Source organism: Sorangium sp. So ce1153, from assembly GCF_051521595.1.
Classification (GTDB): domain Bacteria; phylum Myxococcota_A; class Polyangia; order Polyangiales; family Polyangiaceae; genus Sorangium.
This window is the reverse complement of sequence record NZ_CP150361.1, coordinates 5,840,710-5,853,501: the sequence shown is the minus strand read 5'-3', so window position 1 is coordinate 5,853,501 and position 12,792 is coordinate 5,840,710. Positions and strand designations below refer to the sequence as shown.

7 protein-coding genes are annotated in these 12,792 nt (G+C 72.0%); 1 reads left to right on the top strand and 6 read right to left on the bottom strand.

The genetic code is table 11. The features are described 5' to 3' along the window. The first annotated feature begins 432 nt into the window (after nucleotides 1-432). On the top strand, nucleotides 433-3,390 hold the full coding sequence (locus tag WME85_RS20795; RefSeq protein ID WP_437840445.1) for an nSTAND1 domain-containing NTPase: 2,958 nt from the start codon (nucleotides 433-435) through the stop codon (nucleotides 3,388-3,390). A gap of 163 nt (nucleotides 3,391-3,553) precedes the next feature. Here WME85_RS20795 and WME85_RS20790 read toward each other — a convergent pair whose 3' ends face one another. The 6 genes from WME85_RS20790 to WME85_RS20765 form a co-directional block, all read right to left on the bottom strand. Further along, on the bottom strand, nucleotides 3,554-4,372 hold the full coding sequence (locus tag WME85_RS20790) for a hypothetical protein (RefSeq protein WP_437840444.1): 819 nt from the start codon (nucleotides 4,370-4,372) through the stop codon (nucleotides 3,554-3,556). Between the two features lie 27 nt (nucleotides 4,373-4,399). Next, a complete protein-coding gene (locus tag WME85_RS20785) occupies nucleotides 4,400-6,127 on the bottom strand; it encodes a protein kinase domain-containing protein (protein ID WP_437840443.1) in 1,728 nt (575 codons plus the stop codon). Between the two features lie 463 nt (nucleotides 6,128-6,590). Beyond that, the gene (locus WME85_RS20780; protein WP_437840442.1) at nucleotides 6,591-7,775 is read right to left on the bottom strand and encodes a vWA domain-containing protein; all 1,185 of its coding nucleotides are present in this window, start codon (nucleotides 7,773-7,775) and stop codon (nucleotides 6,591-6,593) included. Between the two features lie 163 nt (nucleotides 7,776-7,938). Further along, the gene (locus WME85_RS20775; RefSeq protein ID WP_437840441.1) at nucleotides 7,939-9,159 is read right to left on the bottom strand and encodes a pectate lyase family protein; all 1,221 of its coding nucleotides are present in this window, start codon (nucleotides 9,157-9,159) and stop codon (nucleotides 7,939-7,941) included. A 101-nt stretch (nucleotides 9,160-9,260) separates the two neighbouring features. Then, nucleotides 9,261-10,766, bottom strand: coding sequence for a right-handed parallel beta-helix repeat-containing protein (locus tag WME85_RS20770; protein WP_437840440.1), 1,506 nt, complete (start codon nucleotides 10,764-10,766; stop codon nucleotides 9,261-9,263). Between the two features lie 253 nt (nucleotides 10,767-11,019). Next, entirely contained in the window at nucleotides 11,020-12,693 is a 1,674-nt protein-coding gene (locus WME85_RS20765; RefSeq protein WP_437840439.1) for a pectate lyase, read from the bottom strand. Nucleotides 12,694-12,792 lie beyond the last annotated feature (99 nt).

Genomic DNA, 12,792 nt, shown 5'->3' with positions numbered 1-12,792 from the left:
CCGCAGCGACCGATCGCCATGACCTGATACGACATTGTTTGTACAAAACGGACGGATCATATCGACGTCTTCTGTCCACCTGGTGCATTCGCGCGGCTGGAGCTGGACATCGCTGAAACGTTCGGATTGTCATCGCTGCAAGGGATTCGCCCTGCACGCGGGGCGCCGCCGGTCCGCCGGCGCGCTGCGATCGCTGTACTGCGGGGACGAGGCTCGCTAGGATCGCGCCGGGCGCCGGTGCTCCTTCGATCGCGGCGACCAGCAGGGAACGCCCGCGCCGCGGCCATCATCTCTGATGCGATGCGCTCGGCTCATGGGGGTGGAAGGATGTCACGCGGATGGATCTCCGACACGCGGCTCGCGCCATCACCCCAGGGATCCGAGAACGACCCCGGCGCGCATGAGGTCCTGGGTCGGGGGACGCACGATGAAATGGGCCGGGCCGACACCACCCCTGTCAGCGAGACGCTGGAGGATCCCGCGCGGACCGTGACCGTGCGGGGCGAAGGCGCGCCGCACGAGGAAACGCACGTCGTGCAGGCCGAAGGACCGGTGAGAGCCCCACGAGCCCCGGCGATCCTTCCGCCGTCCCCGTCGCTGGGGAGGGACGGGCAACCGCTCGCCGCCGGGAGCAGCATTGGCCATTACGAGATCCTCCGCGAGCTCGGCCGGGGCGGCATGGGGATGGTCTTCCTGGCCCGCGATACCCGGCTCGCTCGCCTGGTCGCGGTCAAGCTCCTCACGAGGTTGAGCGGCGATGGGATGAAGCGCTTTCTCGTCGAGGCCCGGGCGACGGCGCGCTGCAATCACGAGAACATCGTGACGATCCACGAGGTCAACGAGCACGAGGGACATCCGTACATGGTGCTCGAGTATATCGAGGGGCAGAGTCTCCGCGCCTGGATGGAGCAGCGCCGGCCCCCCGACGGCGGCGACGAGATCTCGACGGCGCCGGCGCTGCCCGACGTGGCCGCCGAGATGATCGTGCCCGCCGTACGTGCGCTCTCGCGCGCGCACCGGGCCGGCATCATCCACCGCGACCTCAAGCCCGAGAACATCATGCTGGACGCGTCAGGCCCGATCAAGGTGGTGGACTTCGGTATCGCCAGGTTCTGCAAAGAGGACATGGACCGCGCGCCTGCTTCCGTGTGTCCCTCCCACGACGGCCACACGAGGCTGACCCGCGAGGGGACGATCCTCGGCACGCCGCCCTACATGTCCCCCGAGCATCTGACAGGCCAGGAGATCGACGCGTGCAGCGATGTCTGGGCCGTGGGCATCATCCTGCACGAGCTCGTGCTCGGCGCTCACCCGCTCGCGCCGCTCACCATGAAGAAGCTCAGGAGCGTGGCGCTCCCGGGGCCGATGACCGAGGTCCAGAAGCGCCACCCGGAGCTCGGCGCGATCGGCGCGATCATCGACCGCTGCCTGCAAAAAAGGAAGGAGGACAGGTTCGCCTCGGCAGAGGATCTCCTGGCCAGGCTCGCGCCCCTCGCGCCCGGGCGCGGGGAGGTGGTCCTCGGCGCTGACGAGAGCCCCTTCGCAGGGCTCTCCTCGTTTCAGGAGGTGGACGCCGCCCGCTTCTTCGGCCGCGACGAGGCGCTCGCGACGGTGATCAGCCGCCTGCGGAGCCAGCCGCTCGTCACGCTCGCCGGGCCGTCGGGCGCCGGCAAGTCATCGCTCGTCAGGGCCGGGGTGATCCCGAGGCTCAAGCGCTCCGGGGAGCCGTGGGAGGCGCTGGTTCTCAGGCCCGGGCGCGAGCCGATGGCCGCGCTCGCGGAGCTGCTCAACCATCCCGCGGTGGCGGCGCTCGCGGGCTCACCGGAGCTCGCGTCGCTCGCGTCGCGCACGTCGAATGAGGACGCTCCGGCGCGCGAGCGGCGGGCCGAGCGGCTCCGGGCCGAGCCAGGGTATCTCGGCGCCCTGCTGCGCGCGGCCGCGACGCGCCTGCAGCGCCGGTGGGTCGTGTTCGTCGACCAGTTCGAGGAGCTCTTCACGCTCGGCAGCCAGGGCCGCGAGCGCGTGGCGTTCCTCGCTTGCCTCGAGGGGCTCGCCGACGACGCCTCGTCGCCCCTCCGGGTCATCCTCGCCGTGCGCTCCGACTTCGTCGAGCGGATGGCCGAGCACACGCACTTCATGGGGAGTGTGCTGCGCGGCCTCCTGTTCCTTCCACCCATGGGGCGCGAGGGGCTGCGCGAGGCGCTGGTGAAGCCGCTCGAGGCGGCCCGGTACCGGATCGAGGAGCCAGCCATGATCGACGGGCTGCTCGACGCGCTCGAGGCCACGCGCGGCGCGCTGCCCCTCTTGCAGTTCACGGCGGCCGAGCTGTGGGACAGGCGCGATCGCGAGCGCCGGCTCGTGTCGCGAGCGAGCTACGACGCGCTCGGCGGCGTCGCCGGCGCGCTCTCCCGCCACGCGGACCGGGTGCTCGCGGGCATGAGCGCGCGCCAGGCGAGGCTCGCCCGCGGCGTCCTCGAGCGCCTGGTGACGCCGGAGCGCACCCGGGCGCTCGCCGGCGTCAGCGAGCTGTGCGAGCCGCCCGAGGACGGACAGGAGATAGCTCACGTCGTGAAGCTCCTCGCCGACGCGCGGCTCCTCTCCGTGATGCAGGCCAACGATGGCGCCGGCGACACGGCGGAGATCGTGCACGAGTCGCTGATCGAGGGCTGGCCGACGCTGCGGCGGTGGCTCGAGGAGAACCAGGACGACGCCGTGTTCCTCGACCGGTTGCGCGGCGCGGCGCGGCTGTGGGCGTCGAGCGATCGCGCCACGGCCACGCTGTGGCAGGGCAAGCTCGCCGAGGAGGCGCGCGCCTTTCGCGAGCGGTATCGGGGCGCGCTGGGCGAGCGCGAGCGGCGCTACCTGGAGGCGGTGCTGCGGCACGCCGGCAACGCGTTGCGCAGGAGACGCCGTATCGTCATCGCGACCATCTCGGCGCTGTCGCTCGTCTCCGTGGCCGCGACGGTGGGGGTCCTCAAGGTGACCGAGCAGAAGCGCACCATCGAGGCGCAGTTCGAGGAGATCCGGAGGAAGGAGGGGACGCTCCTGCATTCGCTCGCGAGCGAGGAGGCAGCACGGAACGCGGCGGAAGTTGCACGGGAGGAGAGCGAGGCGCAGCGGAGGCGGGCCGAGCAGCTGCGGCTGGAAGCAGAGGAGTCGAGGAGCCGCGCCGAGGCCGAGGCCGACAGGGCCCGCGCGGCGGCCGCGGAGGCGCGCTCGGCGCGAGACCAGGCGCAACGCTCCGACGAGAGGTCGCGTGGCGCCGAGGCCCTCGCCAGGCAGGAGGAGCAGACGGCGAAGGAGGCCGCCGCGAAGGAGCGCCAGTCGCGGCAAGAGCTGGGGCGGCTCGTCAAGCGCGCCGTGGGGACGATCCCGGATGAATTGCGCTGAGCCGTGCGCTCGGCAAGCGCGCCGGGGAGAGGGCGCGCTCGGTCGGAGGTCGCGAGCGCCGCTTACCCGGGGCCATCCGGAGCGCGCCGGCGCGCACGTGCCGCGGTGGCGGCGCTCCGTCGCGACGGCGACCCGCGGGGCTCGCGCAAAGGATGCACGGCCGTCAGAACGAGCCGCGCAGCGAGAGCGCGGCGCCGTCCGGGGACAGGGCGACGCCCGCTGCCGGCGCCGCGGGGGCGGCGGGATCGAGCTGGAAGTAGAGCAGCGCGCCCGTGCCGGCCGCGACGAGGCCCAGGCCGGCGGAGATCGCGCCGATCTTCCACGCGAGATCGATCGCCTCGACCTCGTCCACGGGACAGTCGGGCGCGCACCGGCTGCGGAGCTCGCCCCGGTCGACGTGGCCCTTGATGCCGAGGAACGCGCCCACGCCGAGCGCGACGACGCCGGCGCCGGCGAGCACGAGCGGCCAGCGCTGCCGCGCCGGCGCGGCGGAGCTCGCCGGGGCGCGCGGGGCGGCCGCCGGAAAGCGCACCGCGATCGGCAGCGCCTTGTCGCCCGGCGCCAGCGTGACGACGGCGACGACGCGCGTCCCGGCCGCGTCCTCGAAGGTCAGCGTGTGGCGCCCGGGGTCGACCTCGACCGGGCCCTTGGGGAGGGCGTCGACGAGCGGCGCGCCGTCGAGGAGCACCCGCACCCGGCCTGGCGCGCCGCCGCCAGCCGACGTGGCCGACAGCGCGACGCTGGGCATGTCGCGCTCGACCATCTCGCTCCAGCTCTGGCAGTCCTGGGCGAGCGTCGCCGGGCACGAGCTCGCGCAGAGGCGGAGCTCCGCGCGCGCGCGCTGGAGCGCCCGGTCGCGGACGAGCTGCTGCGCCTGCTCGTACGACGCCGCGCACGTCTCCCCGACGCCCTGCGCCCGGGCGCGCGAGCCGGCGAGGAGCGTGAAGGCCGCGCTGCAGGCGACGAGGAGGCCCCGGTTCATCGCGCGTACGCTACACGCTTCCGCCCGCTACAGACACTCGCGCTTGATCCGCCGGATGCCGTTGGCGTCCAGGTAGTAGGGGGGCACGCAGGGCGACCGCGGGCGCGCGCTGCGCGCGGGGGTCGCGGCGCGCACGCCCGCGGCGCGCGCCGCCGCGGTGGTTTGCGCGACCGACCCCGGCTCCGCGGCGGCGCTCGCGGAGGCCGCAGGCGCCGCCGCGGAGGCGCTCGTGGCGGGCGCCGCGAGCGCGGCCTCGGAGGCCCCTGGCGCCGCGAGCGCGGCCTCGGAGGCCCCTGGCGCCGCGAGCGCGGCCTCGGAGGCCCCCGCCGCGGCCTCGGAGGCCCCCGCCGCGGCCTCGGAGGCCCCCGCCGCGGCCTCGGAGGTCCCCGCCGCGGCGGCGCTCGCGACGGGCGCTGGCGCCGAGGGCGCGCCGGCGCTGGCAAGATCGGCCGGCGGCGCGTCGAGCTCCGGGGGCACGCTACAGCTCTTGCCGATGACCAGCGCGAGCACGAGCGCGCTCACCCCGAACGCGAGCGTGGTGGCCCGGACGAGCTGCGCGCTCGCCCGCCGCGACGGCGCCGTCGCGGAGATCGGCGTCGCGAGCGCGGAGGCGGGCCGCGCCATGTCCTCGACTGTCCTCGTCATCGTCGCGACCGTCACCGAGGGCCGCGGAGCGCGCGCGAGGCCGCCGGGGGGCCGCGAGGGGCGCGTGTCGAGCTCCCGCGGCGACGGCGGCGCCTCCACGACGGCGGGGCTCGACGGCGGCGGCGTCGGGACCGCGCTCCGCTGGGACGTCTCGATCTCGGCGAGGCTCCTCGCCCGCGCCTCGAGCAGCGACCCCGCCGTCGCCTCGACCCACGCCCCGACCGCGCGCGGGCTCGACGGCGGCAGCGCCTCCTCGAGCGCCGCCGCCATCTCCAGCGCGGTCGCGTAGCGCCGATCCGGGTCCTTCTCGAGGCCCCGCAGCACCACCGCGTCGAGCGCGGGGGGCACGTCGCCGAACGCGCTCGGCGGCTGGATCACGCCCTCGAGGATGCGCCCGAAGATCTCCGCGTCGCACTCGCCCGTGAACAGCCGGCGCCCGGTGAGCACTTCCCAGAGGACCACGGCGGCCGCGTAGATGTCGGCGCGGCGATCGACGGGCGCGCCGCGCAGCTGCTCTGGCGCCATGTAGCTGAGCTTGCCCTTGAGCTGCCCGACGCGGCTCACCTGGCTCCGCACCGCCGCGCGCGCGATGCCGAAGTCGAGCACGCGCGCGATCCCGTCGTCGCCGACGAGGATGTTCTGCGGCGAGACGTCGCGGTGTACGATCTGGAGCGGGGCGCCGTCCTCGGCGGTCGCCTCGTGCGCCGCGTGCAGCCCCGCGAGGGCGCCCGCGAGGATGGACGCGACGACCGGCTGCGGCACCCGGACCCCTCGCCTGCCCGTCTCGCGCAGCAGGCTCGAGAGCGACTCGCCCGCGATGTACTCCATGACCACGAAGAGCTCGCCGTCGGCCTGGATGCTGTCGAGCGTGGTGACGACGTTCGGGTGGCGGATGCGCACCGCGATCCGCGCCTCGTCGAGCAGCATCGACGAGAACTCGGGATCCCTGGCGAACTGCGGGTGCAGGCGCTTGATCGCGACCGTGCGAGCGAACCCGTGGGCGCCGACGAGCCGCCCGAAGTGGACGGACGCCATCCCCCCGGAGGCGATCACGCCGTGGAGCGTGTATCGGTCGAGGGTCCTCCGCTCGCGCTCCTGAGCAGTTGCCATCGTCGCCCTGTTCTACAACATCTCCGCAGCGTTGCTGGACTGTAACATGCGCTCGCTCGCGGAGGAGGCCGCGGAGGAGGCCGAGCAGAGCCAGCGAATCCGCGCTCGGCGTCATCGCCCCTGCGGGCCACTCGGGAGCTCGGCGCCATCGCGCCGCCATCGCCGCGACGGCCGGGGTCGTTCTCGCCGGCCACCGCGGCGGCTGGCCCGGCGGGGCGCGCCGGCGCGCGGCGAAGAGGCGCACGCCAGCGCGCGTCGAGCGGCGTCGGGCAGCGCGGCGGGCGCGCGGTGGCTACCCGCGGCGCTGCTGGCCGCGCGATGGATGGGCGGTCGAGCGGTCGGCCGTCGAGGAGCAACCGCGGGTGTCCACCGCGTCAACCCGCGGTTGACACACGTCCCGACCGGAAGCGCGCGGCACGTGAACCGGGCTCGCCGCGCCCGGCGCAGGCGCGGCGACATCGGCTCACAGCGGGACCTCGATCACGCTCTCGCAGGTGAAGTCGACGCTCAGCGTCGCCGCCACGTCCGCCTGGACGGTCGAGCACGAGCTCGCGCAGAGCACGATCTGCGTCGGGCTCGCGGGCTCGTCGTAGCGCCAGGCGTCCTCGGTCGCGCAGGTCTGGTCGTAGCGGAGCTCCGTGGTCGCGTTCGCGCCGCTCGAGTAGAGCACGCGGACCTTCTCCTTGTCGAAGCTGCTCCCGTCGGGCGGGAGCGGGATCGCCATCGTGCACGAGACCGAGGCGCTGCGGATCCGGTCGACGGCCGCCTTGAACGCGGCCGTCGTCTGCGAGGGATCGCCTGTGTCGATGAGCACGGCGGCCTCCGTGCCGCCCGCGGCGGCGATCTTGTGCAGGTCGTCGAGGGTGTCCGGCGCGCCGTCAATCGGCGGGTTCTCGACCCCGATCACGTAGGTCGGGGTGTTGCTCGCGAGCGACGCCCGGGCGTCGGCCACGACGGCGTCGATCGTGTCGGACGCCTCGTCACAGCCCTGCGGGTAGCCGTCCGTCACGAGCACGATCGCGTACTTCCCGGGGCTCTGCGGGCGCTGCGCCTCGATGAACGAGCTCGTGCCCCGCATCACCCACGCGGTCGGCGTGCCGCCGCGCCAGTCGCTCGAGGTCGTCGGCTCGATCGCGTCGATCGCCGCGCCGAACGCCGGCGAGGGCAGCGGCGTGAGCGGCACGTCGGGCGTCGCGTAGATCTCGGCCGTGCACTTGTCGTCGTCGGCGGGGAAGAACGTGAGCGACGCCGTGAGCCCCTCGGACCCGGGGTCCGCGAAGAACTGCTTGGTCGCCGCGACGACGGGATCCCACTTGAGCGACTTGTCGTGCCACTCCTTGTCGCCCTTGCCCATGCTGCCCGACACGTCGAAAGCGAACGCGAGGTACACGGGCTGAAGGGAGGCCTCCGCCGTCTGGGTGGCGCACGCGCCGCCCGTCGGGGAGCCGCTGCCCGCCGTGCCGCTCGCTCCGGGCCCGCCGGGTACGCCGCCGATGTCCGGCGAGCCCCCCTGGCCGGAGGAGCCGCCCGACGGGCTGCCGGAGCTCGCCCCTTCACCCTCGCCGCCGTCGCTCGGGCTGCTGCCGCACCCGACGAGCCCGACGACAGCCACGCTCAGCACCGACACGGCAACCGTAAGCAATCTCATGCTTCCACTCCTTGCACCACCGCGTGCCGGCGCCGCGCCGCTGGCGTCGAGTCACCGGGATTGCGCGTGGTCCCAGGCTCCTCAAGCACACGCGGTGCCAGCGCGCGCGCCGTGCGCCGTTGACCACGCGCTCGCGCGACACGGCATGTACGAGGTGCGATGGTCAGCGCGGGCCAGCGCACCGCGTGACGACGTCTTTGAGCGACGCGTCGGCCGCGTCGAGCGCGACGGTGTACGGCGGGGTGAACGCGCTCCCCTGCCCTGCTTCCTTCCGGGTGGTGTCCGACGCGCCGATGTAGGCATTTCCGCTCGCCACGATCTGCGCGGTCGGCTCGCCTTCGTAGAAGACGTGCGGATCCTTCACCCCGTCGAAGTAGTTGTTCTCGACCCGGAGCCTGGCCTGGAGGCCGCCTCCAACGGCGTAGTTGTTGCCGGTCGCAGAATAGTAATTGTTGAAGACGTGGACCTCGCCGAACCGGACGCGCGGCATCCGCTCCGTCACCCCGTCGGCCCACCAGTTATGGTGAAACGAGACGCGGAGCCGGCCCGTGTCCTCGTCGCTGTTGTTGTCGCTGTGGCCGACGAGGTTCGAGAAGCGGTGCGCGGGATCCGGCGCGTTGCTCGTGTAGTGGAACTTGCACCACGAGACGGTCACCAGGTCCGAGCCGTGGACCACGTCGAGGTTGCCGTCCAGCGCGTCCCAGATCTCCACGTGATCGACCCACACGTGGTGGGCGAAGTGGATCTGGATGCCGTCGTCGGTGGTCGAGCTCGCGTCGATCTTGAGGTTCTGGATGATGACGTTCTGGATCGGCGCGTCGATCGACTTCCCCCGGACCTGGAGGCGGCCCCGGAGCGTCGCGCCGGGGTCCGCGCCGACGAGCGTCTTGTTCGACGCGACGTCGATGTCCACGCCGCTGATGTCGATGTCCCCGGAGATCTGGATGATCAGCGGGTCGGGGCTCTCGGCGTACTCGACGAGCTGCTCGGTGGTGGTCGCCGTGACGGTCATCCCGCCGAGGCCGCCCGTCGTCGTCGCCACGCCGTGGCCGCTCTCGCCCGCCCAGCCGCTCGGCGCGCTGGTCGGGCAGCCGCCGGTCCCGCCGCCGGAGCCTGCGCCGGCGCCGGCGCCGCCCGCGCCCTGCTCGCCGCCGCCTCCGGCGCCCGCGCCGCCCGCCCCGGCGCCGCTGCCGGTCGCGCCGGCGCCGCTCGTCGCCGACCCGCTTCCCCCGGCGCCGCTGCCGGTCGTGCCGCTCGCGCCGGTCGTGCCGCTCGCTCCGGTCGTGCCGCTCGCTCCGGTCGTGCCGCTCGCGCCGGTGCTCTCGTTGTCGTCGGCTGCCGCGCCGCAGCCGCCAGCGCAGGCGAGCACGACGAGGGCTGCCATCGATGAATTGAACCGATTCGACTTCCCATGCCGCATGACGGTCTCCTGACTCCGGTGCTGGACGTGGCGCGTCCCCCGCGCGAGGGCGCCTGCGGTGAGCCTCACTCGACCTCGAAGGCGCCGAGGTCGGGCGCGGCGCCGGAATAGGGGAACGCGGGCCCCTCGGTCGATCCCGCGTCGACGAACTGGCTCGTCGGGGCGAGCCTCAGGAAATCGGTGGCGGGGAGGCTGCCGTCGGGGTTGCGCGGGGCCTTTGCCAGCGCGCGATCGAAGCTGAGGAAGTCGGCGTCGGTGGCGCCCTCGAAGGCGTTCGAGGTCAGCGTGCCGACCGGCTCGTCGCCGGACTTCCTCCGGTGCGAGATGTTGTTGATGAACGTGTGGTATCCGCCCTCCCCGAAGGCGAAGTTCATGGACCCGTTCAGCCACCCCGTGCAGTTCTTCACGGTGATGTTGCCGACGTTGTTGTTCTCGTCGAAGCCGCGGACCTTGTTGCCGAACGCGACCGAGCGCGTGATCACGTGGTCGGACGCGAGGCCGTTGCCCCCGCCCATCTTGAAGCCGTTCCCGTTGCCCATGTACGGCACCGGCGGGGGCGTGCTCATGTACCCCCCTTCCTGGTACCCGTTGTCGAAGGCCCAGCACTGGTCGAGGAGGACGGGCTTCAGCGGCTTGCCGTTGCGGTTGAACATGTCCCAGCCGTCATCGGAGTTGTTCCAGGCGCGACAGCCGTGGAACTCGTTCCCGTCGCCTACATTGAGCTTGGGGGCGAAGCCGTCGGCGTCGCCGCCGTCGGGCGGGTCGAAGTTGTTGTACGAGTCGCAGTTGATGATCTTGTTGTACGAGGGCCACTCCTCGACCGGGGTGTCCAGCTCACCCAGCCGGCCGCCGAGCTGCAGGCCCGAGTCCCGGTTGTTGTGAAAGACGCAGCGCTCGACGACGTTGTGGTGTCCGGAGATGAAGAGGCCGTTGTCGCCGGCGTTGGCGATCTCGAGGCCCTTCACGTGCCAGTAGCTGCCGTGCAGCTCGACGCCGCGGGGGCTGGCCGGGTCCCCCTTCTTGTAATACTGGTCCTTGAACTCGAGCACGGGCTTCTCGCCGGGGTAGGCGAACACGCGCTTCATCTGCTCCGGCGTCCCGTCGTTCCCGAAGGCGATCTCCACCGTCGGGACGTAGAGGTACTCGCCCCCTCGCAGGTAGATGGTCTGACCGGGCCGCACCAGGGTGACGGCCTTGTAGAGCGTCGTCGGCGCGTCGAGGGTTCCGGGGTTGTCGTCCGAGCCGTCGGGAGCGACGTAGAGGTCGTCCCCGGACGGCAGCGGATCCATGCCCCCGGCGCCCCCGGTCCCGGCGGCGCCGGACGAGGCGGCCGTCGAGCCGCCCGGCCCGGCGGTGCTGGTCGTCGCGCCGCCCGGCCCTGTGGTGGCCGCGGAGCCGCCCTGTCCTGCGGTGGTGGCCGGCTGGCCGCCCCCTACCCCGAAGCCGGCGCCCGCGCCCCCGGTCCCGCCGGCATGGCCATCGGGTTGGCCGTCGGGACCATCAGCGCCGCCGCAAGCGGCCGATGCGAGCAGGAGGCCGGCGCCGAGCGCGGCAAAGATGAAAGAGCGCATTTTGATGTCTCCGTGGCTGGGGTCAGCGCCGCACCTCCCAGGCTCGTTCCTGTTCCATGAAAAGAGAATGAATCGAACCACAGAGGCACAGAGGACACAGAGGAGAGGGAGGGAAAGAGAGAGAACGTTGATCTTTGCTCTCTCCCCTCTGTGCCCTCTGTGCCTCTGTGGTTCATTCTCTCATCCGATCAGGAACAAACCAGGGCAACACAGCACCAGCGAATTCGGGGCGAAGGCGGCCGTCGTGGGGCGCTCACTGCACGGGCGCGACGTGGGCGATCAGGACGCCCATGTTCTTGATGAAGCTCTCCACGGTGATGCCCGTCGGCGCCTCCTGGGGCGGGTACGTCGCCGGCGCCTTGCTCGGCTCGAAGGGCGAGGTGTCGTTGAAGTCGCCGACGTGCGTCGTGGCGTAGGTGTCCTCGAGATAAGGCTCGGCGGTGCCCGGCTCCGTGTAAGGGTTGGTGATGTACGTGAGCTTGACCGGCCAGTACCCCTCTTCGTTGAGCTCGCTGGCGACCTTCTGCGCGTCGGCCTCGGTCACCGCCGTGGTCGCCATCGTGCTGCCGACGTAGAGATCGTCGAGCGTCACCTCGCGCAGCGAGAAGTACTTCGGCAGCGCCGCCTGCCCGGTGACCGTGAGGGGCGAGCCCGCCGTCAGCTCCTCGGCCGACTTGGCCTTCAGCTCGTCGTAGCGCGCGCGCATGGCGGCGATATCGAGCTTGCGCGCCTGTCCGTAGTGGCCGATGGGCTTCGCGGGGTCCTTGTCGAAGTAATACTCGCCGTTGACGACGTTCGAGCCGCGCCGGTGGACGTAGAGCGGAATGTCGGTCCCGATCTCGATGTACGTGGGGTGCGTGCGATCCGGGAAGAGCTCGATGAGCTCCGGGGTGAACTTGACCTTCTCCAGCCAGTCCAGCGCCTCGGGCACGCGAGCGATGTATTTCTCGTCCCCGGTCAGCTTGTAGAAGTTGAGCAGCTGCTGGATGTTGTTGGCCGTCGTGTGCGTGGTCAGCGCCGTGGGCTCGTACGTGCGCGCGCCCACCGGCTCACCGTCGAGCGTGAACTGCAGGCCCCACGCGGGCTGCGGCGCGGGCTGCTGCAGGGCCACGAAGTTGTCCATGGCGCGCGTGATGTTATCGAGCAGATCGGTCTCGCCCAGCGCCATGCGGCACATGATCAGGAACTTGATGTTCTCCCCGGCCACGTCGTCGTTGAAGGTGATGAGGCTCGTGTAGTCGGGCACGCCCTCCTCCCTGCTCATCAGCGGGAAGCGCTGCGGCCAGCCGCCCCCCTCGTACTGGGCCGTGGTGACAAAGCTGATCGCCTTGTAGAGCGGCTCGCGGAACCGCTCGTCCTTCTTCTCGAGGTACATGCGCAGGAGGAGCTGCGAGGCCACGGCGGTGCCAGCGTCGTCGAACGTCGCGTTGCCGTAGTAGTGGTGGAACTCCTCGAGCCGCCAGCCGTTCTTGCCGATGGTGTCGTACCAGTCCTTGAGCGACTCCTCGCCGTCGAAGTCGTAGATGTAGTTCCAGCCGCCGGCCTCGTGCTGGGCCTTGATCAGGGCCAGGGCGACCTGCTCGGCGGCCTTGTAGAAGAGCTCGTCGCCGGTCGCGTGGTAGGCGTCCAGGTAGGCGTGGCCCATCGACGGCGTGCCGGGCGGCTGCACCCACAGCATCGTGCGCTTCGCCTCCATCTCGCCCCAGCTCCGCGAGAGATCGGGGAGGTAGCTCCACACGTAACCGCCCATGTACGCGACCTTCTCGCTCATGAAGGTGGCCGCGCGCTTCATCGCCTCGTGATACGGCACCATCTCGGGCGGCACGTCCGGGCCGGGGCCGGGACCGGGCCCCGGCTCGCTGTCCCCGCCGCAGGCGGCCAGAACGACGGGCAAGAGAATCGACATCGCGAACGTTCTGCGTTTCATAGGTTCCTCGGTCGCACGGGTCCGCTGCGTCGGTCGCAGGGACCGCCGATAAGAAGTCACATGTGGATGATGAAATGGAGAGGCTGGCGTTGCCCTGCG